General features: G+C 38.7%; 20 protein-coding genes. 6 read left to right on the top strand and 14 right to left on the bottom strand.

Features of this window, described 5'->3' with window-relative positions:
* Positions 1–5: 5 nt before the first annotated feature.
* Together ACST15_RS04920 and ACST15_RS04915 are read left to right on the top strand one after the other, a co-directional pair.
* Positions 6–1,151, top strand: a complete 1,146-nt coding sequence (locus tag ACST15_RS04920; RefSeq protein ID WP_459453559.1) for a Gfo/Idh/MocA family protein — start codon at positions 6–8, stop codon at positions 1,149–1,151.
* Between the two features lie 5 nt (positions 1,152–1,156).
* Entirely contained in the window at positions 1,157–2,209 is a 1,053-nt protein-coding gene (locus ACST15_RS04915) for a sugar phosphate isomerase/epimerase family protein (protein WP_459453557.1), read from the top strand.
* A 244-nt stretch (positions 2,210–2,453) separates the two neighbouring features.
* On the opposite strand, the gene dnaG is transcribed toward ACST15_RS04915, so the two are convergent.
* The 8 genes from dnaG to kduD all read right to left on the bottom strand — a co-directional run bounded on the left by dnaG (position 2,454) and on the right by kduD (position 14,001).
* Complete coding sequence (dnaG, locus tag ACST15_RS04910) at positions 2,454–4,418, bottom strand: DNA primase (RefSeq protein ID WP_459453556.1); 1,965 nt, start codon at positions 4,416–4,418, stop codon at positions 2,454–2,456.
* A 4-nt stretch (positions 4,419–4,422) separates the two neighbouring features.
* Positions 4,423–5,661, bottom strand: coding sequence for a NupC/NupG family nucleoside CNT transporter (locus ACST15_RS04905; protein WP_459453555.1), 1,239 nt, complete (start codon positions 5,659–5,661; stop codon positions 4,423–4,425).
* A gap of 26 nt (positions 5,662–5,687) precedes the next feature.
* A complete protein-coding gene (gene ppk1 / locus ACST15_RS04900; protein WP_459453554.1) occupies positions 5,688–7,976 on the bottom strand; it encodes a polyphosphate kinase 1 in 2,289 nt (762 codons plus the stop codon).
* A gap of 7 nt (positions 7,977–7,983) precedes the next feature.
* A complete protein-coding gene (locus ACST15_RS04895) occupies positions 7,984–8,196 on the bottom strand; it encodes a hypothetical protein (protein WP_459453552.1) in 213 nt (70 codons plus the stop codon).
* 3 nt (positions 8,197–8,199) lie between these two features.
* Entirely contained in the window at positions 8,200–10,167 is a 1,968-nt protein-coding gene (gene gyrB / locus ACST15_RS04890; RefSeq protein ID WP_459453551.1) for a DNA topoisomerase (ATP-hydrolyzing) subunit B, read from the bottom strand.
* Between the two features lie 140 nt (positions 10,168–10,307).
* Positions 10,308–11,828, bottom strand: a complete 1,521-nt coding sequence (gene purH, locus ACST15_RS04885) for a bifunctional phosphoribosylaminoimidazolecarboxamide formyltransferase/IMP cyclohydrolase (protein ID WP_459453550.1) — start codon at positions 11,826–11,828, stop codon at positions 10,308–10,310.
* A 180-nt stretch (positions 11,829–12,008) separates the two neighbouring features.
* Complete coding sequence (locus ACST15_RS04880; RefSeq protein ID WP_459453548.1) at positions 12,009–13,136, bottom strand: glycoside hydrolase family 88 protein; 1,128 nt, start codon at positions 13,134–13,136, stop codon at positions 12,009–12,011.
* A 109-nt stretch (positions 13,137–13,245) separates the two neighbouring features.
* Positions 13,246–14,001 (bottom strand): 2-dehydro-3-deoxy-D-gluconate 5-dehydrogenase KduD, encoded by a 756-nt coding sequence (kduD, locus tag ACST15_RS04875; RefSeq protein WP_459453547.1) that lies wholly within the window; start codon positions 13,999–14,001, stop codon positions 13,246–13,248.
* A 185-nt stretch (positions 14,002–14,186) separates the two neighbouring features.
* Here kduD and ACST15_RS04870 point away from each other — a divergent pair, with 185 nt between their 5' ends.
* Both ACST15_RS04870 and ACST15_RS04865 read left to right on the top strand, forming a co-directional pair.
* A complete protein-coding gene (locus ACST15_RS04870) occupies positions 14,187–14,399 on the top strand; it encodes a DUF2188 domain-containing protein (RefSeq protein ID WP_459453546.1) in 213 nt (70 codons plus the stop codon).
* A 2-nt stretch (positions 14,400–14,401) separates the two neighbouring features.
* The gene (locus ACST15_RS04865; protein WP_459453544.1) at positions 14,402–15,040 is read left to right on the top strand and encodes a hypothetical protein; all 639 of its coding nucleotides are present in this window, start codon (positions 14,402–14,404) and stop codon (positions 15,038–15,040) included.
* A 2-nt stretch (positions 15,041–15,042) separates the two neighbouring features.
* On the opposite strand, the gene ACST15_RS04860 is transcribed toward ACST15_RS04865, so the two are convergent.
* Complete coding sequence (locus tag ACST15_RS04860; protein ID WP_459453543.1) at positions 15,043–15,897, bottom strand: helix-turn-helix transcriptional regulator; 855 nt, start codon at positions 15,895–15,897, stop codon at positions 15,043–15,045.
* A 130-nt stretch (positions 15,898–16,027) separates the two neighbouring features.
* Between ACST15_RS04860 and ACST15_RS04855 the strand changes: the two genes are divergently transcribed.
* Positions 16,028–16,993 (top strand): phytanoyl-CoA dioxygenase family protein, encoded by a 966-nt coding sequence (locus ACST15_RS04855; RefSeq protein WP_459453542.1) that lies wholly within the window; start codon positions 16,028–16,030, stop codon positions 16,991–16,993.
* 52 nt (positions 16,994–17,045) lie between these two features.
* Here ACST15_RS04855 and ACST15_RS04850 read toward each other — a convergent pair whose 3' ends face one another.
* Both ACST15_RS04850 and ACST15_RS04845 read right to left on the bottom strand, forming a co-directional pair.
* Positions 17,046–18,392, bottom strand: coding sequence for a glycoside hydrolase family 88/105 protein (locus ACST15_RS04850; protein ID WP_459453540.1), 1,347 nt, complete (start codon positions 18,390–18,392; stop codon positions 17,046–17,048).
* A gap of 125 nt (positions 18,393–18,517) precedes the next feature.
* Positions 18,518–21,370: a PQQ-dependent sugar dehydrogenase gene (locus tag ACST15_RS04845; protein ID WP_459453539.1), complete on the bottom strand. Its 2,853-nt coding sequence runs from the start codon at positions 21,368–21,370 to the stop codon at positions 18,518–18,520.
* Positions 21,371–21,543: 173 nt separating this feature from the next.
* Here ACST15_RS04845 and ACST15_RS04840 point away from each other — a divergent pair, with 173 nt between their 5' ends.
* Positions 21,544–21,966 carry a YybH family protein gene (locus tag ACST15_RS04840; RefSeq protein ID WP_459453538.1) on the top strand — a complete coding sequence of 141 codons (423 nt, stop codon included), beginning with the start codon at positions 21,544–21,546 and terminating at the stop codon, positions 21,964–21,966.
* Here the strand turns inward: ACST15_RS04840 and ACST15_RS04835 are convergent.
* The 3 genes from ACST15_RS04835 to ACST15_RS04825 form a co-directional block, all read right to left on the bottom strand.
* Entirely contained in the window at positions 21,959–22,561 is a 603-nt protein-coding gene (locus tag ACST15_RS04835) for a low molecular weight phosphatase family protein (RefSeq protein ID WP_459453537.1), read from the bottom strand. The genes ACST15_RS04840 and ACST15_RS04835 overlap by 8 nt on opposite strands.
* A gap of 66 nt (positions 22,562–22,627) precedes the next feature.
* Complete coding sequence (locus ACST15_RS04830) at positions 22,628–23,485, bottom strand: diacylglycerol/lipid kinase family protein (RefSeq protein ID WP_459453536.1); 858 nt, start codon at positions 23,483–23,485, stop codon at positions 22,628–22,630.
* Between the two features lie 11 nt (positions 23,486–23,496).
* On the bottom strand, positions 23,497–23,925 hold the full coding sequence (locus ACST15_RS04825) for a CBS domain-containing protein (RefSeq protein WP_459453535.1): 429 nt from the start codon (positions 23,923–23,925) through the stop codon (positions 23,497–23,499).
* Positions 23,926–23,988: the final 63 nt, after the last annotated feature.

Raw genomic sequence — 23,988 nt, 5'->3', positions numbered from 1 at the left:
ATAACATGACAAAAATTAAAGTTGGAATCGTAGGAACGGGTTTTATTGGACCTGCTCATATTGAGGCATTAAGACGATTACCGAATGTGGAGGTAGCTGCGCTTTGTGAAGTTACCATTGAATTAGCTGAAGCTAAGGCAAAACAATTGGGTATTCCCCGTTGGTATACATTCGACGAATTAATGAAGCAGGATGACATAGCTTGTGTACACATTTGTACACCAAACTTCTTACACTATTCTCAGTCGAAAGCAGCCTTATTAGCTGGAAAACATGTGGTATGTGAAAAGCCTTTGGCAAAAGACCTTCATGAGGCAGAAGAATTAGTGGAGTTAGCTGCCAAGTCAGGCAAGGTGAATGCTGTTCATTTCAATTTACGTTACTATCCTTTGGTACGTCAAATGAAAACCATGCGTGAAAAAGGTGATCTTGGTGAGGTTTATTCTATCATTGGTTCTTATTTACAAGATTGGTTGTTTTATGAAACAGATTACAACTGGCGTTTGGAACCAGATAAATCAGGAGATTCTAGAGCCATCGCCGATATTGGTTCACACCTCATGGATATCATTGAGTACATTACAGGCTTGAAGACGGTAGAAGTGATGGCCGATTTTAATACGGTACATACTACACGTAAAAAACCGTTGAAAGCTATTGAAACATATTCAGGTAAGATGCTTCAGCCAGAAGATTATGCGGATGTGAATATTACTACAGAAGACCATGCCAACGTACTATTACGTTTTGACAATGGAAATCGTGGTTCCATTACGGTTTCTCAGGTTTCTGCTGGGCGTAAAAACCAATTAAAATTAGAGATCTCTGGTTCAAAGAAAACCTTTGCTTGGAATTCAGAAGCGCCCAATGAAGTTTGGTTAGGTAATAGAGACCAAGCAAATCAAGTATTAATGCGAGATCCATCCTTAGCCTATCCAGAAGCATCTGCGATTATGACTTTCCCTGGAGGACATAATGAAGGATTCCCAGATACTTCTAAGCAATTATTCAAGGAAGTTTATGCGGCTATTGAGCAAGGTAAGCAACCTGAAAAGCCTAGCTATCCAACTTTTGCGGATGGGTATCGTGAATTATTAATTTGTGAAAAAATTCTTGAAAGTACCCGCAAACAAGCGTGGGTTAAAATTTAATAACTATGCAAACCATTAAAGGACCAGCTATATTTTTAGCCCAATTCATGGGTGACCAGGCTCCATTCAATTCCTTAGACGGAATAAGCACCTGGGCTGCGGGATTAGGATATAAAGGAGTTCAAATTCCTTCTTGGGATCCACGCTGTATTGATTTACAGAAAGCAGCTGAATCAAAAACATATTGCGACGAATTGAAAGGCATGTTAGCCGCCAAGGGCTTGCAAATAACAGAGCTTTCGACGCATTTACAGGGACAATTAGTAGCTGTAAATCCGGCTTATGACATCATGTTTGATGGATTTGCTCCGGATTCTGTCAAAGGTAATCCAAAAGCAAGAACAGAATGGGCCGTTCAACAATTGATGTATGCCGCTAAAGCATCTGAAAATTTAGGTTTACATGCACATGCTACTTTCTCTGGCGCATTGATGTGGCATACCGTTTATCCTTGGCCGCAGCGTCCTGCTGGATTAGTAGAGCAAGGATTCGCAGAATTGGCCCGTCGCTGGACACCTATCCTAAATAAATTTGATGAGTGTGGGGTTGATCTTTGTTACGAAATTCATCCTGGCGAAGATTTACATGACGGCGTTTCCTATGAAATGTTTTTAGAGGCAGTTAAAGGACATAAGCGTGCCAATTTATTGTATGATCCATCTCACTTTGTATTACAAGCCATGGATTATAAACAATACATTGATTTTTATCATGAACGTATCAAAATGTTCCATGTAAAGGATGCTGAATTTAACCCAACAGGTAAACAAGGAGTTTATGGAGGATATCAGTCATGGGTAAACCGTGCAGGTAGATTCCGTTCATTAGGAGACGGCCAAGTTGATTTCAAAAGCATATTCTCTAAATTAACTCAATACGGATACGAAGGTTGGGCTGTTTTAGAATGGGAATGCTGCATCAAAGATCCAGTACAAGGCGCTACAGAAGGTGCTCCATTCATTGCTAACCACATTATCAAAGCCACTGAAAAAGTATTTGATGATTTTGCAGGTGGTGGTGCTGATGTGGAATTCAACAAGCGTGTATTAGGATTATAAGAATAATATCAATTCATGCTTTTACCAGCTTTTTTGCTTAACGCTGTCAAGGTTCCAAACCTTGACAGCGTTGTAAAAGCATGAACGATTTTAAATACAATTAAATTATCTTATTCCAAGAATTACCAACTAACTGATTTTCACAGTTAATTATCAATTCCAAGAAGTCTTTTTTGATCTAAATTCCCTAGCTTTCGGCAAGGCTGTCAGCGTTTGAAACGCTGCCAGCCTTAAGGGGAAAAGGCTATTTTTCAATAACCGTTCCCAATTCCTGGGAAATATTTTTTTGTATTTCTTTATAATGTATAAAATCCAGCAATAATGCATTCATATCTTCAGGGTCCCCTTGAAATGATTCCATTTTAGCTAAGGTTTCATGTAAATGTTGATCATTATAAACCTTACGCAAGCGCAATACATTTTTGAAAGCTAAATCTTCCAGCATTTCATCTTCCGACTTAACCCGAATATCATGTTTGTCTTTCCAAACATCTGATAAACTATGTTTACCCGCACTGATATCGATGGCAAACTTTTGAATATCTTCATTTTGATGATGTAGGTAAAACTCAGGACCAGGGAATCTATGTTGATTAAACTCACTTTTACAAATTTCAAGTATCTCCTCAAATAAAGGGGTTTGAAAATGCGTTCCTTCCAACTCTTCTATCAAATACTGCATCAGTGTTACACCCGGTGCCTTGGTTGGACTGATCTCCAAATGACCAAAACTTACCAAGAGGCGAATGCACTCTGATTCTTGATAATAGGCTAAATTGGTTTGGGTTTCTGTAGCAACTTGACCTGTTGGCTCTATGATTTCCTGAATCTCTTGCCATTGTTGGTTGGAAATCGATTCCGATGATGAAGCTCCAGCTGCCCCCCTTTGTTTCAGATTTTTTAAATGGATTTTATTTAATTCAGCCAACAATACATCCTCATCCAAGCGCATCAATGAAGCCGTTTTCTGAACGAATAAACTGCGTTGAATGGCGTCTGGAATCTTAGAAATACTCTGAACCATTTCTTTTATTAATTCCGCACGCTTAAATGGATCATCTCCAGCTTCCTTCAAAAACAAATTGGCTTGAAAGGATATAATATCTTTAGATTCTGATTTGATATAATCCAAAAATGCCTCAAAACCCACTTTTCTCACATAACTATCTGGATCTTGGCCTTCCGGAAAAACCACTAAATTTACTTGCAATCCTTCTTCCAAAATCAAATCCATTCCTCGCAGGGCTGCTTTTATACCCGCTGCATCTCCGTCATATAAAACAGTTACATGTTGGGTAAATCGACCAATCAGTCGGATTTGTTCCACAGTCAACGAAGTACCAGAAGAAGCTACCACATTTTTAATCCCGGCTTGATGCAAAGAAATAACATCGGTATATCCTTCAACTAAATAACAAATATCTTTAGCTCGAATTTCATTTTTGGCTTGAGAAATACCATACAGTGTAGCTGATTTATGGTAAACTTCTGTCTCAGGAGAGTTTAGGTATTTGGCTTGGTTCTTGGTATCGGATTTTAAAATTCGAGCCCCAAAAGCAATCACTTTTCCGGCTACACTATGGATGGGGAATATTACTCGATTTCGAAAGCGATCATATACTTTACCCTCGTCATTTTTTTGAGTAACTAAACCCGCTTTTTCAATGATTTCTTGACTAAAGCCTTGCTTAATAGCCGTTTTATAAAATATATCCCATGATTCGGGACTATAGCCTAAATCAAATGTTTGTAAAGTTGAATCAGAAAATCCTCTTTCCTTGAAATAAGGAATAGCAATTGATTTACCTTCAGGCGTTTCGAATAACTGCTTTTTGAAAAACTCTTTGGCATATTCCAAAATAATTAAGAGACTCTCTCGCTCATTTTGACGAAGGATTTGATCATCGGTCAATTCTTCTTCCTGAATATCGATACCATATTTTTTGGCCAAATGACGTAAGGCTTCGCCATAACCTAAACCCTCAATATCCATGATGAAACGTACCGAATCACCTGCCTTACCACAACCAAAACATTTATAAATTCCTTTGCTAGGAGAAATGGAAAATGATGGAGTCTTTTCGCCATGAAATGGACAACAAGCCCAATAATTCGCACCTTTCTTTTTAACTGTCACATAATCTCCCACCACGTCCGCAACTGCGGCCGCTTGTTTGATTCGTTCGACGGTTTCCGGATCAATGCGCATCTTACTATAATAATAAACCTGCTAGGGTAGCGGACAAATAACTAGCTAGGGTTCCGGCAATCAATGCTTTAAAACCTAGTTTTGCTAAATCACTTCTGCGGGATGGAGCCAATTCACCGATTCCACCTATTTGAATAGCGACTGAACTAAAATTTGCAAAACCACATAATGCAAAACTGGTAATCGCTATGGTTTTAGGATCCAAGGTATCTTTTACCTTCATCATATCTAAATAGGCCACAAACTCATTTACCACCATCTTCTTCCCCATTAATGCACCAGCAACTTCGATATCAGCCGAAGGAACTCCCATGGCAAAGGCAAAAACAGAAAATAATTTTCCAAGCAATAAATTCATCGACAAGGTGGGCATACCAACCCAATTCCCAATATGTCCCAATCCTAAATCCACTAGGGCAATTAATGCAATAAAACCGATTAACATAGCTATCACATTCAATCCTACTTTCAATCCTTCACTAGCTCCTGCGGCAATAGCATCCACTAAATTGGCATGAGATTTTTGTTTTTCTAATTTAACCGCTCCCTCTGTTTCAGATTTTTCTGTTTCTGGGAATATAATTTTAGAAATCACCAAAGCTCCCGGAGCAGCCATTAAACTAGCCGCTAATAAATAGGCTGCAGGAACACCCAAAGAAATATATACCGCCATAACCCCACCAGCAATACAAGCAAAACTACCCGTCATGGAGGCCATAAGCTCACTATTCGTCATATTTTTCAAATAAGGCTTAATCATAATTTGTGCCTCCACTTGACCTACAAAAGTAGATGCCACGTTTGACAAAGCTTCCGCACCACTAACACCCATCAGCCAATGAACAACTTTACCTATGGCGGCTACCACGCGTTGTAAAATTCCTAAATGGTAAAACATATTGACCAACACAGCCACAAAAATGATGGTGGGAACCACTTTAAAAAAGAATATATAATCATTTCCTGAACCAAAAGCTTTTGACATCAAATCTCGATTCACCAATGATCCAAAGACAAATTGTGCACCCTTATCTGCTTGACCTAATAAGGTATTGATGGAATCACCTAACCATTGGAAAATGGCTTGACCAGTATCTGTCTTCAGGATAAAAACCGCTAAAAAAATCTGTAATAGTAAACCTACACCCACCGTCCGATAATTAATCGCCTTGCGGTTATTGGACATTAAAAATGAAACTCCTAGAATTAAAACAATCCCCAATAGCCCCGTAAATCTTTCCATAATGATATATTGATGTTGATGTATGCCTAAATTTTACCTTCCAATGTAACTGTAAATTGATCAAATGGCAATTGGCTCACCAAATCATCTTCTTTTATTTCATAAAACGCCTGATGGATATTAAATGGATCGTTGCTTTCCACTTTCCAATAGGATCCATCTTCCTGCATTTCATAAGAATTAACCGTATCTCTTAAATTCCAAAGTAAAATGGTAATGGCCATATTTTTAGCCCTTGGATTAACTAATTCAAATAAAGATTCAATTCGACGATCGAAACTTCGAACCATCACATCAGCCGAACCTCCATATACTTTAGGTTCGCCTGCATTATGAAAATAGTAAATACGAGTATGCTCTAGATAATTACCTACAATGGATTTAATATAAATGTTCTCTGACAATCCTTTTCTTTGAGGTCTTAAACAACAGATTCCTCGGACAATCAATAATACAGGAACTCCCACCCGGGATGCTTCATAAAGCATTTCCATGGTATGCGTATCTTGCAATGAATTGATTTTCAAACAAATACCAGAAGGTAAACCATTTTGATGGTTTTCCATTTCTGTTCGAATCATTTCCAATAAACGATTACGCATATCACGAGGAGCCGTAATTAAATGCTCGTAATGCGTTGGCATGGAATGTCCTGTAATAACATTGAAAAACTCAGAGATGTCCTGGGTAATCCGACTATCCGTAGTTAATAAACCGATATCGGTATAAAGCTTGGCGGTATCTTCATTATAATTTCCTGAGGAAAGGTGTGCATAACTCATCACGTAATTTCCCTCATTACGAATTACTTGTAAGAGTTTAGTATGCGTTTTTAACCCAGGAATACCATAGATCACAAAACAACCCGCCTTTTGTAATTTAGTCGCTTCACGAATGTTATTTTCCTCATCAAAGCGAGCTTTTACCTCAAATAAAACCGATACGTGTTTCCCTTGCTCAGCCGCGCGTAATAAGGCATGAGAAATTCTAGAATTCTTAGAAATACGATACAAGGTAATTTTGATGGCCAATACATTGGGATCATCTGCCGCTTGGTCTAGTAATTGAACCACGGGGTCAAAATTATTATACGGGTGATGAAGTAAAATATCACCACGCTTCATGGTCTCAAAAATATCATCAATCTTCACCGATTTTAAGCCTAAGGCTGGAACCACTGAAGGATTGGAAGCCATTTTACCCTTGAATTCAGGATGTTTGACTATTTGCCAAAATGCGGTAAAATCCAAAATGGATGACTTGATGAATATATCAGATTTCTCTAGGGACCATCGTTTCAACATTTCTTCAAGAAGATACTCAGAATGCTCTTTCTCTACTTCTACCCTGGTCACACGGCCCAAACGACGATCTTTTATTTTCTTTTTTATCTCATCTACAAAATCAATTTCTGCATCCTCATGCTCTACCACATCAAAATCACCATTTCTTGTGATACGGAATAAGGTAGTAGATTCAATTTCAACATTTCGGTAAAGCACCTGTAAATGATGACGAATTAATTGTTCTATCGGCAAAAAAAGCACTTTGTCATCTCGTTCAATCACATAGAATCTGGCCAAATTCAAAGGAATTTGAACGAAAGAAATCTTTTTATCTTTCTCTGACTTATGCTTTCCGAGATTTTTCTTGTCGGAATTTCCTATGGTAACTACTCCAAAAATTAAAGTTTTGGCCAATAAGCTTGGAAATGTATGCGTATGGTCAAAAACCATGGGAGTGAGCATTGGATAAATGGTCCGATGGAAATAGGTTTCCACTTCTTGCATTTCCTCCAAACTAAGGTCATCCAAATTAGCCATCAAAAGTCCATTTTCAGGAAAAAGAGGCAGTATTTCCTCAATAAATAAACGATGCTTTTCTAGACTAAATTCTTGTGCAGCTGCAATCAAGGTCTGTTTGAAAGGAATTTCCCTCAATCCAGAGTAGTCGGTTCGCTCCTTACCAAAATCAATGTAATTATATAATGAACCAATACGAATGGTAAAAAACTCATCTAAATTAGAAGCCGTAATCGCTAAGAACTTTAGTCGGTCAAATAAAGTCCTTTGATTATCTCTTGCTTGATCTAAAACTCGTTCATCAAATTTCAACCAAGATAAATCCCTCGAAATAAATTTAGATTTTGCAATAATGTCTTTCGACTTCTGCATGGCCTTCTCTATTCGGCGAGAAGAATCCCTAGGAGCCACTAAATTGATCTTCCAATTCTTAGGCTTTAGTAATGACAAAAGATTCCCTGTGGAGGAATCTTTTGTATCGCTATGTTTAGTTGCTTTATTCGAATGATCCATTATTAATTTAGGCATTTGATTGCTTAATTGCTTCATAATCTGAGCCTAATCTACCTACCTCATGAAGCAGGTATCGTTGAAGCTCGGCATTAAAAACTTTCTTTTCCTCCTCGTCCAAACTGGCATAAAAGTCCTTTAATTCTTGGTTGATGGCTTTCTTCTCAGTTTCGTCTGCCGCATTAATGGCTCTGACATGGTAAGACTTAAAATCAAACTTCATAACCTAAACGTCGACTTTGGCGTATTTAGCATTCTTTTCAATAAAATCTCTACGTGGAGCTACTTCATCGCCCATCAACATGGAGAACAATAAATCTGCTTCAATCGCTGAATCAATGGTTACTTGCTTTAAGGTTCTAGATTCTGGGTTCATGGTAGTTTCCCACAATTGTTCCGCATTCATCTCTCCTAAACCTTTATAACGTTGAACTCCGACATTATCTTCTTTACCTCCACCAGCTAATTCTTGTACTGCTTGATCACGTTGATTTTCAGTCCAGACGTAACGTACATTTTGTCCTTTTTTCACTTGGTATAAAGGAGGTTGAGCAATGTAGATATAACCATTATCCACCAATGGACGCATGTAACGGAAGAAGAATGTCAAAATCAAAGTCCTGATGTGGCTTCCGTCCACGTCGGCATCCGTCATAATGATGATTTTGTGGTAACGTAATTTATCAATATTCAGGGCTTTCTCATCCCCATCTTTACCAAAAAATACCCCAAGAGCGGTCATCATGTTTTTGATTTCCTCATTCTCATAAATACGGTATTCTTGGGCTTTTTCTACGTTCAAAATCTTTCCACGTAAAGGTAAAATAGCTTGGAAAGCACGATTACGCCCTTGCTTGGCGGTTCCACCCGCGGAGTCTCCCTCGACCAAGTATAACTCACAAATCTCAGGATCCGAGTCCGAGCAGTCAGCTAATTTACCAGGCAAAGAGTTTGAACCAAGCACGGTTTTTCTTTGAACCATTTCACGAGCTTTGCGAGCTGCATGCCTTGCTTGAGCTGCCAAAATCACCTTGGCTACAATCTGGCGAGCCTCTTTAGGATGCTCCTCCAACCAAGATTCCAACATATCTGACATGGCTGCAGAAACAGCACCAGACACCTCTCCATTACCCAGTTTTGTTTTTGTTTGACCCTCAAACTGAGGCTCTGCAACCTTCACCGAAATAACAGCTGTTAGTCCTTCCCTAAAATCGTCTCCGGCAATATCTATCTTAAGCTTTTCTAATGCGCCCGATTTATCGGCATAGTTTTTCAAGGTGCGTGTTAAAGCTCCTCTAAAACCAGCAACGTGAGTACCGCCTTCAATCGTATTAATGTTGTTCACATATGAAACCACATTTTCAGAATAAGACGTATTGTATAACATGGCTACTTGAACCGGAACACCATTTTTATCACCTTCCATGTAGATAGGCTCAGCAAATAATGGCTCACGCGTAGCATCTAAATAAGTCACAAATTCACGCAAACCGCCTTCTGAGAAAAATTCCTCAGATTTTGGCTCGCCATTTTCATCTAATTCACGTAAATCCGTTAAAAATACCCGAATTCCAGCATTTAAAAAGGACAATTCACGTAAGCGGCCAGCTACGGTTTCATATTTGTATTCAGTAACGGTAAAAATACTTGCATCCGGCTTAAACAATACAGATGTACCTGTTTTGTCCGTTGTTCCCACTTCCTTTACTGGATACTGAGGAACTCCTATCTTGTATTCTTGTTGGAAAATCTTTCCCTCTCTTTGAACTGTTACTTTTAAATCCGTAGACAAAGCATTAACACAGGATACACCAACTCCGTGGAGACCACCAGAAACTTTGTAGGTATCCTTATCAAACTTTCCTCCAGCGTGCAACACCGTCATAACCACCTCCAAAGCAGAGCGTTTCTCCTTAGTGTGCATGCCTGTAGGAATACCCCGACCATTATCTTCTACCAAGATGGAATTATCTGTATTGATCGTAACCTTGATTAAATCACAATGACCTGCCAAAGCCTCATCAATGGAGTTATCTACAACCTCCCAAATCAAGTGATGAAGACCTTTAAATCCGGTATCACCGATGTACATGGAAGGACGCTTACGAACCGCCTCTAAACCTTCTAAAACTTGGATATTATCTGCACCGTAATTTGCTCTATCTTGAGCCGCCGAATCTTGTGCTTCTGACATAATGATGTGTAAAAGGGTTAAATGAAGAACTCCCTATTTCCATAGGACAGTCCTCTAAAAATTCTTGAATTAATTTTTTAAAAATAAGGATTTTTTCCCTGAAAAACTAGCAATACTTCAGGGAAAAAATCCACATGATATTAGTGTTTGAAATGACGAATTCCCGTCATGACCATCGCCATTTGATGAGCATTACAGAAATCAATGGAATCTTGATCCTTGATAGATCCTCCTGGCTGAGTAACAGCCACCACACCTGCTTTACTAGCAATCTCCACACAGTCTGGGAATGGGAAAAAAGCATCAGATGCCATCACCGAACCCTGTAAATCAAAACCAAATTCTTTGGCTTTTTCTATGGCCTGCTTCAAAGCATCCACACGAGAGGTTTGACCCACTCCAGAGGCCAATAATTGCCCTTCTTTTGCTAAAACAATGGTATTGGATTTGGTATGCTTACAGATTTTCAAGGCAAAAGCCAAAGCTCTTTTTTGCTCCTCCGTTGGCGCTACCGTGGTAACCGTTTTAAAATCAGCTACCCCTTCCATCACTAAATCTTTATCTTGTTCCAATACCCCATTCAACAGGGTCTTAAACATTACCTTGGGAAACTCAACTTGATTTCTTTTTAAAAGAATTCGATTCTTTTTTGTTTTTAATATGGCCAAAGCCTCTTCTGTAAACGATGGAGCAATTAGTATTTCACAAAACAATGGATTGATGGATTCAGCAGCAGCCTTATCTACTTCTTGGTTAGTCGCTAAAACACCACCAAATGCCGATACCGGATCGCATGCCAAGGCTTTATCATAAGCCTCTTTGACCGAATTACCTGTTGCCACGCCACAAGCATTCATATGTTTGATGATAACAAAGGCTGTTTCTTCAAATTCATCTAATAAAGATAAACAAGCGTCTACGTCAACTAAGTTATTGTATGACAATTCTTTACCATGCAATTTGTCAAACAAAGCCGCTAAATCTCCATAAAATTTACCTTGCTGGTGAGGGTTTTCTCCATAACGCAAGGAATGGGAGGGCAAAGTAGTATAATTGGCTAAGTCAGCAGATTCTCCAGCGAAATAACGCTGAATGGCACCATCATAATGGGAGGAAACAGCAAATGCCTTTTGAGCAAAACTTCTTCTTTGTTCCAAGGTAGTGCCTGCTCCATTCACTTCAAAAATGGAAGAAACCTCAGCATATTGATCTCTTGATGACACAATTAACACATCGGCAAAATTTTTCGACGCACCACGGATTAAGGAGATTCCTCCAATATCAATTTTCTCAATAATATCTTCATCAGAAGCTCCTGAAGCTACCGTTTCTTCAAATGGATATAAATCCACCATGACCAAATCCAAAGCAGGAATCTCGTATTGTTTAGCTACTTCCACATCAGAAGCATTATCACGACGGTATAAAATACCTCCAAAAACCTTAGGGTGTAAAGTTTTCACACGTCCTCCAAATATGGATGGATATCCGGTTAAATCCTCCACCGCAATCACGGGAATTCCCAAATCTTCAATAAAGGATTGAGTTCCTCCGGTTGAATATAAGGTCACTCCTTCTTCATGAAGCTTTTGAATGATCGGTGCTAAACCATCTTTGTAATAAACAGAAATTAAGGCTGATTGAATTTTTTTAATCGACATGGGGCTTGGAAATAAATGAAGCCACAAAGGTACGAATTAAAACAAAAACTGACTAATCTTAATGCGATTGCTTAATAGTGTTTTGGGGAGAATTGCTAACAAAAACCAAGTCTGAATGACTTTCAATAAAAAGGGAATCCAATTCTTACATTGGATTCCCTAGATTTCGCTTCAAGCTGTTTATTTTCTACCTTTTTTAGTCAAGGCTTCATAACGTAAAAGACTTTCTAAAAAATAATAGTCGGCATACACCAATGGCACATCTATCTCAGAATTAAGAGACTTAGCCCCTACACAATGTTTAATTAAGAAATTATTATTCTCTCCCAAAGCCGCCCTATAAGCCGGGCTAGATAAGGCGCTTAACATGGTGACAGCATCTTGGAAATACCGTTTACCCTTGGCACCAGCATAGGTACTCAACTCGAACAATGCCGAAGCTGTAATGGCTCCTGCTGAGGCATCTCGTTCCTCGTTGGGAATATTAGGTGCATAGAAATCCCAATATGGAATTTTATCTGCAGGTAAATTGGGATGGTTCAAATAGTAATCTGCAATATTTTGAGCAAATTCCAAGTACTTCTTATTCTTCGTCTCTCGGTACATGGTGGTAAATCCGTAAATCGCCCAAGCATGTCCACGGGTCCATGTAGATTCATCTTGGTAACCTTGATGTTGCTTCTTGGCTAGTACCTTTCCCTCTTCATCATATAAAATCACGTGATAGCTGGAGTAATCCGGTCGGAAATGATGCTTGATTGTGTTTTCAGCATGGGTAATGGCTATGTCATGAAATCGCTTATCGCCTGTTTCGCGTGAAGCCCAAAAAAGCAATTCCAGGTTCATCATATTATCAATGATAACGGGGTATTTAAATCCACCTTTAAAGCTATTCCATGATTTTATCAGTCCAACTTTAGGGTCGAAACGAGTTGCCAAGGATTTAGCTGATTGAATCAAAACCTGCTTGGCCTGAGGATCCTTGGTCAAACGTAATTGATTTCCAAAGGAATCAAACATCATAAAACCTAAATCATGTGTTCCTTTATTGAATTGCTCCTTTTTAACAGCTGCCGTCCATAACCTAGCCGCTTTCTCCCATTGAGGATCTTTCGTTTTTTCATATAAAAACCAAAGGCTTCCTGGAAAGAAACCAGAACACCACCAGCTGGATGGCATATTTCGATAGGTTCCATCCGGACGGGCTGAATGAACCGTAGTACTCGTATCTGGGTGATCGGCCAACATACGTTGGTACTGTTGACCAGCCAAGGCAAACTGTTTGTTTACATCAATTTTCTGAGCCATGAGCCCAGTACTGATGAAACACAAAATTAAATAGACATATCTCATAGGTTTGTAATTTGTTTCAAGGAGTTAAAATTGAATAAGACAATTTAGCAAATACAATATAATGTTATCTTCCCATCCATCCTCCGTCTACTGTCAAAATAGTTCCATGAACATAGTTTGATGCTTCGGAGGCCAAGAATACCAAGGGGCCTTTGAAATCATCAGGGCTCCCCCATCTTCCCGCGGGAATTCGACTAAGGATGGAAGTGCTACGGTCAGGATCGTCCCTAAGAGCAGCAGTATTGTCAGTGGCAATATAGCCCGGAGCAATGGCATTCACATTAATACCTTTGGAGGCCCACTCGTTAGCTAAGGCCATGGTCAAACGGGCTATACCTCCTTTACTTGCGGCATAACCTGGCACATTGATGCCTCCCTGAAAACTTAATAAAGAAGCAGTAAAAATGATTTTTCCGGAACCTTGTTTCAGCATGATTCGACCAATTTCTCGACTTAAAATAAACTGGGAGCTTAAGTTGACTTCCAATACTTCATCCCAATATTCATCGGAATGTTCGGCAGCAGGATCACGTAAAATAGTCCCCGCATTATTAACTAAAATATCGATTCTTGGGAAGTCGAAACTGACATTTTTTATAAGTTGATACAAAGACTCACGGTTAGAAAAATCAGCTTGATAGGCTTTAAATTTACGACCTAAAGCAAGCACTTCTTTCTCTATTTCCGAGCCCTGCAATTCCAAATTGGCTGAAACACCAATGATGTCCGCACCAGCCTCAGCTAAGCCGATGGCCATAGCCTTTCCTATACCTCTTTTGCATCCCGTTACCAATGCAAGCTTTCCACTTAAATCAAACATCTATTTCTCTATTTTACTTTCAAAAGCCTAATTATAGATAAAATTACTCTTTAAGCCTAAAATACATGTTGTAAAACATGGTGGTTGGAATCTCATCAATTATTTGATAATGATTCAATTATTGATTTAACGCAAGTTTATATTAAAATAAAACGTGCAATTTTAAGACTCAAATGGATAAGCATATGACTAAAAAACCAAATCATGTAGTTCCTACTCTTTCGGGAGCTTGGTCAGTTAAAAAATTAGGATCATCCAAAGCCGTCAGAAATTTCGATAGCCGAGAAAAAGCAATTCAGTTTGGCCAAGAATTAAGTAAATCTGAAAAAAATGATTTTTATGTCCATAAAATAAATGGCATTGTAGAGAAAAAAATCTCCTATAAAACCCATTTATAGGTATGGGTTATGAAAAGAATATATTTATCAATTGTCCGTTTGACGCTGAATTTATTGATAATCTTTTAAAACCAACTTTATTTATCATTCTTAAAAATGGATTTAATCCAAGGATTTCTCTTGAATTTTTTGATTCAGGTCAATCAAGAATTTTAAAAATTACTGAAATCATCAAACAGTGCCAATACAGTATTCATGATATTTCAAAAGTAAAATCTAGAGCGATAAATGAATTTGCTCGAATGAATATGCCATTTGAACTTGGTATTGATTATGGTCTCAGGTATTCGGGAAAAAAAACATTCGAAACAAAGCAATTTTTGATTTTGGAAGCGGAAAAATACGAATACATGCCTGCATTGTCAGACATTAGTGGGTTTGACACCAAGGCTCATAAGAATGAAACAAAAGAACTCTTCAAATGCCTCTATTCATGGTTTAGTGAAACATTAAAAATAAACAAACAAGACCCACCTGGGAAAATATTTGATGAGTTCATGGAATTCAATTCAAGATTATTGGATGAAAAACTAGATCAACTACAAGATGAAACCTTAGCCATGGATTACATCCTTCATATCACAATCCCTGAATATATTCAGGAAATAAAAGGTCAATTTGATTTTAAAAATGAAATCTGAAATCAATTAATCTTCTTAAACATCATCTTCCTATACATATTCGGACTTACTCCAATAGTCCTTTTAAATATTTTAGTAAAGTAAGATAAGGAATCAAAACCACAAGCAAAGGCAATATCTCCGATGCTAAGATCTTTAACTAACATTTTTTTTGCCTGAGTGATTCGATACTGATTGAGGTAATTCGTAAAACTCAACTGGGTTTTTGTTTTAAAATACCGACAAAATGCTTCCTTTGATAAATGGCATTGCTCAGAAATTTCCTGCAATGAAATGGGCCTCATATAATGACTTTCAACCCAATCTTTAACCAATCTCCAGCGTTGTTGGTCTCGCTGCGTGGGGTTTTCCCAGGTCGCAGTTTCATTCAAATAAACCCAACGCATTTCTTTTGCCAATACCTGAAAAACGGATAAAATCTCCATGAACTGATCAAAATGCGATTTATCTGGCAAAGCCATCAAGCGTTGACCCAATGCTTCTTTCTTGTCCCCCTCAAAAACAATCCCCGTTTTTGCCATTTCAAACAATGTTTTAATGGCGTGTAATTCTGGCACCTCTGACCAAGTCCTTCCTAAAAAGTCTTCCTTCATTTGCACCACTATTTTCCGATAAGGCACTTTTAGTCCATAATCGAAATTTAAATGAGGCACATGAGGACCAATAAATACCAAATCACTTTGTTGATATTGACTCACATGACTCCCTACCCTTCTTGGCCCCGATTCTGCCTCTATATAAAGTAATTCATATTCAGGATGAGAATGCCATAAGTAAAAATCCTGAAGATGAGGAGTCTGTAAAATTCTAAATGAACTTTCCTCCTTGATTTGAACCGCCTCGAATTGCACTTTCATTTTATCAAAATTGATATATTAAATACTATACTACTCAATAAATATCAATATTGTTATAAAATTGGTTAATTCCATTTAAAAATCAGGAAATTCATCTAACTAACTTGCCACAACAAAAGCAAACCAAAGCATGAAAACAAATTCCCAAAGCACCCAATCCATGGCCACTATGAATGCCCATTTGGACATTCCTGGAAATCCTTCCCTAGCCAAAAGCAGCATTAGTCAATTGAATGATGGAAAATCAGGTAAGCCCTTGCGCGCTTTAAGCCAAGAAGAATTTGATTTCTGGAAAAGAGAAGGATATATCGTAGTCAAAAATGCCATTTCAAAAGAACAAGCAGCACAGACAGCCCAGGCTATTTGGGAGTTTGAGGAAAAAGACCCAAATGATAAAAGTACCTGGTATACTCCACCAAGGGCAGACATGCAAATGAAGGAATTGATTGGATCCGGGATGGTGGAAATGTATAATCATCCCTTATTGTGGGCCAATCGACAAAGCCAACGTGTTTATGATGCATTTGTGGACGTTTGGGGAACGGAAGATTTGTGGGTTACCATAGATCGATGCAATCTCAATTTTCCAGTTCAGCCAGATAAACCATTTAAAGGTTTCATTCATTGGGATTATGATCCAGAAACTAAACCAGTTAACGTACAAGGGGTCTTAGCTTTAGTAGACCAAACCGATGAAGACATGGGAGGTTTTCAATGTATTCCTGAACTATACCGCACCTATGATACTTGGAAATTAAGCCAACCTGAAAATAGAGACCGTTTTAAACCAGATACTTCTGGCTTTCAAATGACCAAAGTGAAAATGGAATCAGGGGATTTACTTATTTTCAACAGTTTGTTGGCACATGGTATTAGACCTAATTTAACCCAAGATAAAGTTCGAGTAGCACAATACATTTCTATGATGCCCGCCGAACCTAGTAATCACCTGTTACTAGATTGGAGGATCAACTCTTGGAAAAATAAAATTGCCCCAGAAGGTTATGCCTTTCCTGGCGATCCGAGAGAAAAAGAAAAAACACAAGCTGTGGCAGAGTTAAGCGACCTAGGAAAAAAACTGCTGGGGTATATCTGATGCATGCATCAGATTTTCAGGCAAGCATCAGATTGTCATGCATGCATCAGATCTACCGCAAATGAATCGCTGAATCTTTGATTTCAAAAGGATGATTTTTCATCATTTCCCACATGGCTGCTCCGGCTAACAATAAAGGGCCATATCCATGCGCTGCAAAAGGAGATATAGGACGATTGAAATAAAAGGCAGGATCCCAAGCCAGTCCAGTACCAACACAAGTACCATCTACTTGACCTTGAGCATTCACTTTTGAACTAACGGCCTGCCATCCTAAAATAGCAGCTGGGCCATAGGTTCTTGGATCTAACCAACCCTGGTTGATTCCTTTTGCTATGACATAGGTATAAATAGCTGTTGCTGAAGTTTCTAAATATGAATCAGGACGATCTAATAATTGATGCCAAAAACCAGTCCCATCTTGATGAGCTAATAGGCCCTTCAAATGCTTTTTCAATTGAATTAATAAAGCTGGACGAGCCGGATGATTGGCCGGTAAGTGTTCCAACAATTCAGCGTTTGTTAATAAAGCCCAACCATTGGCCCTAGCCCAGTGAAATTCAGGGTGCTCCTCTGCTCCTTCTAAATAGCCATGCATAAACATACCTAAGTTAGGATTGAACATTCTTTTTTGATACGATTCAAACTGAAAAACAGCTTCGTTAAAGCATTTTACATTGACGGAATCTTTTCCAAATTGAAGTAAAGCCGGTATCGCCATATACAAATCATCCAACCAAATGGTATTAGGTAATGGGCGCATACGAGCTAAGGTTTTATCAGGCAAACGATGTTCTTCCTTCAAAATAAAATTCAATGCTTTTTGCGTAATTAAGGAGTCATCACCGTCAAAACCAGCACGTTTAGCTTTCAGAAATGCCATGGACATGGCTCCAATATCATCCAAAGCTTTGGGATTAATTAAGCCACTCAACACATGTGATTTGGCAGGATTTTGCTGTGTATATTGATAAGCCTTGGGTAATGTTTCTAAAATAAATCTCAAACGCTTAAATACGTATTCCTTGAACTTAGCATCTCCACTTACCTTTTCCAAAGCTAGCATACCACTGTAAGTCACTCCGAATTCATACGAAACAGGCCTAAAGTCCCCTTTGGCAAAAGTTAATTGATCAGAATAAATCTGGTATGGATTCCAAGCCTCACCGGATGCTTTGTGTATTAAGTTAGCAGGTGTGGCCTTTTCTAAATAGGTATAAACCTTATCTACGGTTGCTTTGATTTGAGCTTCATTAGGAATAATATATGGTGTAGGGTAATCCGGTTGAAGGGCATGCAAGGGGGCATTTGCATCAGAAGCGGCTGTAATGTTTTTTTGAGCTAAGCTAGGAAAGATGCAAAAAATAATCACTCCCCAAGTCAAGATGTATTTTTTCATAATCGGATAATTACACAAAGAATAAAGACAAAGTGCCGACAAATCTACGCATAAACTCATAAAAAAGGAGTTTTCTTGCGCTGTTAACGTATAGAAAACTCCTTTAAGTGGTATTTATTGTGAGCTTATTGCTTCACTTCTATTCCAGAGATCTGAACCACAATTTGTTGTGGAGCTGTTTGAGGATTTACTGCCACAAAATAGACATCGTGTGTTCCAGAGACTGGTTGGATATCTACTTTGATTGGAGCAGGGCCTCCCATTCTTCTTTGTCCACCACCTTGTCCAGCAGGAGCACCCGCTCCTGGTGCAGGGGCTGTAGTTGGAGTACCTAATGGAGCACCTTTTTGCTGTGGATTGGCAGCTGCTGGAGGAGGTCCAAATCCAGTGGCTTGTGAGACAGCAATTAGAGTAGTTTTTCCAATTAAAGTACCCGTTGGAGAATCTAAACGAATTTCAATCACACCACCAGATGCATTGGTACGTGCTTGCGCAGATGCACTTACATCCATGGATTTAATACCCGTCAAATCCAATTGCTTGTAAGCAATGTAAGGATTTTGCCCAACCATGTTGGTAGCACGGGCTGGAGTGATTAATTGCTGAATACCAAAACGTAAATCTGCCTTTTCAGGATCTAATGCAGGATGACGTAATAATAACCATTTCTCTGATTGAGCCGGAGCAATTTTATTATTTCCCTTATCTAAGTAAGTAGCACGTACAACAAATACTCCTTTAGTACCCACCTGCTCCTTTGGAACTACCGCATCAATTTCACCAGCCAAAGGAATATTATTATCTGCCTTCTTGTCTCCTAAACTAAGGATGTAATTAACCATTGATTTAGCATCTGCTTTAGAAATCTGTGGGTGAGCGCTCATGGCATGTTCTCCCCAAACCCCCATTCCTCCAGAAATCACTTTAGCAGATAATTGCTCAACCACGTTTTGTCCTTTGTATTTAGCTGCCACTTCTTGGTAGCTAGGTCCTACTGAACGAACGTTAGGAAGGTGGCATGACTTACAGTCACTTTGGTTAATTAATTTCAAACCTGCAGAAGCAAATAAATCACTATCTGCCTTACGGTGACTTTGAGACATCTCAATAGGATCATAGCCCGAAGCAATATAGTCTATCGTTGCGGCCACTGATTCAGGAGCAATGCCTTTGCCTAAAACACCATCTTCTTTATCTTCAACTTGAACTTGATAAGCTAATTTTTTCCCAGGGAAATAGAATGATTTGTTACCATTCGGAACAACGATATCTATATTAGGAGACTCATTTCCCACTTGAACTTCTAAAGAAGCCGTATTGCTCAAGCCTTTGGGATCCGTTGCTTTTAATGTCACTTGATACTTACCAGCCTGATTTAAAGCTAATTCTGGTGATTCTCCAGCTAGAGTCTTAACTAACTTACCTTGTTTTTTAACTGTCCAAGTATAAGTAAGCTTGTCTCCATCATAATCTTTGGTACCTTCAGCAGATAACTTCGTTTTGAAAGGTAATGCACCGCTTAATTTACCAGCACTAACCTCTACTGATGGTTTTCTATTTCCACCTTGGTATTCAATCTTCACCAATCGAGCATTATCATTTCCTCTGAACCAAGCAGAACCATATTCTAATACATATAAATCGCCATCTGGACTAAATTTCATATCAATGGCACTACCAAAACTTTGGTTTGGCAAGAAACGCTCCATGGACTTGTAGTTTCCATTTTCATCTAAAGTAACTGACATAATCCAGCCACGCATGAACTCAACAATTAACCATTTGCCTTCATAATATGAAGGAAATGCGCGTTTTGCCGTAGTAGGAAAATCTGAACGATGATAAACTGGACCACCGGTAGCACTTCTACCAGAAGCACCTACTAAAGGAAATTCCTCAGATGTACCATATGGATACCAAATAAAGGCTTTCTGTGCTGCAGGTAATTCCTTTAAACCATCGTTATTAGGAGATTCGTTCAAAGGCTTAGCTGGATTAAAACGAGGCCCTACTGTAGAATTTTCGAAATTATAGTCAGCATAGGCTTTATTATCCCCAATAAAATAAGGCCAACCAAAAAATCCTGGGCCTTTAGCTTGGTTAAATTCATCATAACCACGTGGCCCTTTTTCAGAATCCACTGAAGCATCTGGACCAACTTCACCCCAATAAATATATCCTGTTTTTGAATCTACACTAACTCTCCAAGGGTTACGATGTCCCATGGTATAAATTTCTGGGCGAGTCTTAGGCGTTCCTACTGGAAATAAATTTCCTTTTGGAATCGTATATGTCCCATCTTTTTCTGGGTGAATTCGTAAAATTTTACCCAATAAGTTGTTGGTATTAGCCGCTCCACGCTGATCATCCCAATAGGCTTGACCTTGACGCTCATCGATTGGCGCATAACCATCTGAATTACTATTACTTGTATTATTACCCACTGTCAAGAATAAATTTCCTGATTTATCAAAAGCCATACCTCCACCTGTGTGGCAGCACTCTTCACGCTGGGTAGGTACCTCTAAAATTACTTTTTGTTGGTCTATCAATAATTCCTCACCCTTTAATTCCACACGTGCTAAAATGTGCTTGCTTTCAGTTGGATGAGCATAGTATAAATACAACCAATGATTTACCTTAAAATTTGGATCAACTGCAATGCCCATTAATCCTTCTTCCGCTTCACGTACCACGCCCACACGATTCTTGTATTTGGTATTGACGATAATATGACCAATTACCTTAGTTTCCTTGGTACTAGGATTAAATTGTTTTACATCTCCTTTTCTTTCCACAAACAAGATTCGACCATCAGGTAAAAAAACCATTTCCATGGGTTCATCTAATTTTTCCGTTAAGACAGACTTAACAAATCGGTTTTCATCTGGAGCCTGAGCATTTCCTTGGATTGACCAAAGAGAAACGCAAGAGAGCATTAAAAGGCGGACTAACTTGACAGTAGTAAAGTGTTTCATATATGTAAGGTTGTTCATTTTACAAAAATGATACAATAAGTCGAATGAAAAAAATGGAAGGGTGCTTTTGCTACCAACCCGCACTATTTGTAGACAAAGGCCGAAATAGCCTAAGAAATCAAGCATAATTCTCCTAAAAATTCCTAATTTTCAAAAAAAAAACAATCAAGCTAATGGGCCGAATACTTATTCTACTTTTACTTTCATTTAGCAGTTTTGCTCAATCCAAAACGGATGAACAAGCTATCCGTGAAGTTTTAGCTACACAAAATAAACTTTGGAACCAAGGAGATATTCCGGGCTTTATGGCCTATTATAATCACTCAGAAGATTTAAAATTCATTGGGAAAAATGGCATTACTCAGGGCTGGGATGCCACCTTAGCTCGATATCATAAAAGCTATCCCAATCAAGAAGCCATGGGCCAACTAACCTTTGATATTTTAGAAGTGGATGTGACTGCCTCGAAAACCGCTTGGGTAATTGGAAAATGGCATTTATCAAGGCCGAAATTGGGTGATGTGGGTGGTCATTTTACCCTACTTCTTAAAAAAGTAAAGGGTAAGTGGGTCATTTTTAGGGACCACACTAGCTAATACATTCCAAAGCATAAAACAATTCAGATGCTATTTGCGCAGAACGCTCGTCGTATTGATAAGCTTCGTCTGGGCTATCATCATAATGCTTCGGGTCTTCATACCTCAATGGAATGCGAGCTGTAGCCCCTGGGATAAAAGGGCAATTTTCATCCGCATGCGAGCAGGTCATCACCGCCGCAAATTGCTGATGGGGATTGATGGGATTGTCAAAGATTTTGGAAAATGCCATCATGGGCTGGCTATCCTCTGAATGAAAAACAAAATAAACGGGATTCACTTGTCCTTGTTGATGTACCTGGAATCCAAATCGTTGCAATGAAGCCACTGCTCGTTCATTGAATGCCGTTTCCTCCACGCCGCCAGAATAGGCTTGTAAAGGAATACCAAAATAATCAGCAGCCGTTTGAGCCCATATCTGTGAAAATTGACTCCTCCTGGAATTATGGGTACAAATGAAATTTAATCGCAATGGCTTACCTTGATCTAGGCAATCTCTCAAATATGCCACTAAAACAGCAATCTGCTCTTTCCTCTCCTGCGATATAGGTCTTTGTCGGATTGCTTGAATGGTTGTTTCTAAGGCTGTAAACATGGGTAAAAAATAAATCACATCGCAATATTACGATTTAGCAAGGAGTTCAGCAATCTGGGATAAAAATCAAGGAACAATAACTTGAAAATGATTTGCCAAGATCCGAAACTCAAACTGATCTGATATGATTAATTCCCCATCGATTTGGGCTTTTAATTTACGATCAGCGAAAATGAAAATTTGTTTAGCTTTCTCAAAGCGTAAAAATGAAATACCCTCGTGTTTTCCTTTTTGGATCTTTGGCAGATACCAAATTCGTTTAAAAATGGATAAGGGCTCACAAAGTAAGACATCCAGTTGATTATCCCAGATCGAGGCATTGGGTACAAAATGAAAGCCTCCACCCGCTCGGGAGGAATTAAAAACCATGCATAAAAATACTTGTTTCTCTATCCATTCATGATCTAAATTCATCCGAACATGAAATGATTTAAAAAGAAACAACTGGGGTATAGCAGCTAAAAAATAACCTATCAAACCGCCTATTGCCCGAATGGTATTCATCGATTCCAGCACTTCCCCTTCCAAGCCCATCCCCACACCATTTAGAAATAATTGTTCATTGCAGGTACCCGCATCCACGGATTGAATATGTGCACCTAAAATGACCTCTAAATGCTGCTCTTTGGAAATATCGCCATATAACTTCCAGTAAAAATCATTGCCTGTACCTCCTTTAAAAAAAGCTATGGGAATTTGACAATCCGAATAGGCATTCGCGAAATAGTTATAGGTACCATCGCCCCCAAGCACCCATACTTGATCAAAACCAGCTAATTGAGCAGGCCAATCTTGGAAAAACAAAGTTAATGTAATCGAATTTTGAGCTTTCAAATTAACTTGATCCTCTACCCAATGTGCATAAGCTTTTGTTTTTGGGGAACAAAAAGGATTAATCAAAAAGGCGACTTGCTTTATCTCCACACATCCAAGTTTTACATCTGAATATAATTTTTTAGATGCTCAATCGTATCCAAATGGTCTTGAATTGTGGCTGTAATCAAATCATTCACCGAAATGATTCCAATAAAATGTCCGGCTTCCAATACGGGTAGGTAACGAATATTTTTTTCGGAAACGATAATCATACACATTTCCAAGGTGGTTTCCCGGTTAATATGAGGTAAATCGGTCGACATAATCTCCTTGACAGATGCGTCAATGGAGCTTTTACCCAACAGAATTACCTTACGTGCATAATCCCTTTCAGTCATTATGCCCAAATACTGGTTTCCATCCATCACAACTACGGAACCAATGTTTTGGTCTTGCATTATTTTCAATGCTTCAATTACATGCGTATCAGGACCTACGGAAATCGTGTCCCTTTTTCTTTGCGATAAAATGTCATTGACCTTTTTCATAGCTTTAATTTTGTGTTGGAATAATTCAAGTTAAAACAAAAATATTACAAACAAAAAGCTTTG

This window comes from Aquirufa sp. Wall-65K1, assembly GCF_054558475.1.
The sequence above is the reverse complement of the archived record's forward strand: the minus strand, read 5'-3'. Positions and strand labels throughout refer to the sequence as shown.

Excerpts from the sequence above, each read along its gene's own strand:
- ACST15_RS04905 (WP_459453555.1), bottom strand. The coding sequence starts at position 5,661 with ATGGAAAGATTTACGGGGCTATTGGGGATTGTTTTAATTCTAGGAGTT.
- purH (WP_459453550.1), bottom strand. The coding sequence starts at position 11,828 with ATGTCGATTAAAAAAATTCAATCAGCCTTAATTTCTGTTTATTACAAA.
- ACST15_RS04880 (WP_459453548.1), bottom strand. The coding sequence starts at position 13,136 with ATGGCTCAGAAAATTGATGTAAACAAACAGTTTGCCTTGGCTGGTCAA.
- ACST15_RS04855 (WP_459453542.1), top strand. The coding sequence starts at position 16,028 with ATGAAAACAAATTCCCAAAGCACCCAATCCATGGCCACTATGAATGCC.
- ACST15_RS04865 (WP_459453544.1), top strand. The coding sequence starts at position 14,402 with ATGGGTTATGAAAAGAATATATTTATCAATTGTCCGTTTGACGCTGAA.
- ACST15_RS04840 (WP_459453538.1), top strand. The coding sequence starts at position 21,544 with ATGGGCCGAATACTTATTCTACTTTTACTTTCATTTAGCAGTTTTGCT.
- ACST15_RS04920 (WP_459453559.1), top strand. The coding sequence starts at position 6 with ATGACAAAAATTAAAGTTGGAATCGTAGGAACGGGTTTTATTGGACCT.
- dnaG (WP_459453556.1), bottom strand. The coding sequence starts at position 4,418 with ATGCGCATTGATCCGGAAACCGTCGAACGAATCAAACAAGCGGCCGCA.
- ACST15_RS04895 (WP_459453552.1), bottom strand. The coding sequence starts at position 8,196 with ATGAAGTTTGATTTTAAGTCTTACCATGTCAGAGCCATTAATGCGGCA.
- ppk1 (WP_459453554.1), bottom strand. The coding sequence starts at position 7,976 with ATGGATCATTCGAATAAAGCAACTAAACATAGCGATACAAAAGATTCC.
- ACST15_RS04835 (WP_459453537.1), bottom strand. The coding sequence starts at position 22,561 with ATGTTTACAGCCTTAGAAACAACCATTCAAGCAATCCGACAAAGACCT.
- ACST15_RS04845 (WP_459453539.1), bottom strand. The coding sequence starts at position 21,370 with ATGAAACACTTTACTACTGTCAAGTTAGTCCGCCTTTTAATGCTCTCT.
- ACST15_RS04860 (WP_459453543.1), bottom strand. The coding sequence starts at position 15,897 with ATGAAAGTGCAATTCGAGGCGGTTCAAATCAAGGAGGAAAGTTCATTT.
- ACST15_RS04850 (WP_459453540.1), bottom strand. The coding sequence starts at position 18,392 with ATGAAAAAATACATCTTGACTTGGGGAGTGATTATTTTTTGCATCTTT.
- gyrB (WP_459453551.1), bottom strand. The coding sequence starts at position 10,167 with ATGTCAGAAGCACAAGATTCGGCGGCTCAAGATAGAGCAAATTACGGT.
- kduD (WP_459453547.1), bottom strand. The coding sequence starts at position 14,001 with ATGTTTGATTTAAGTGGAAAGCTTGCATTGGTAACGGGATGCAAAAGA.
- ACST15_RS04915 (WP_459453557.1), top strand. The coding sequence starts at position 1,157 with ATGCAAACCATTAAAGGACCAGCTATATTTTTAGCCCAATTCATGGGT.
- ACST15_RS04870 (WP_459453546.1), top strand. The coding sequence starts at position 14,187 with ATGACTAAAAAACCAAATCATGTAGTTCCTACTCTTTCGGGAGCTTGG.
- ACST15_RS04825 (WP_459453535.1), bottom strand. The coding sequence starts at position 23,925 with ATGAAAAAGGTCAATGACATTTTATCGCAAAGAAAAAGGGACACGATT.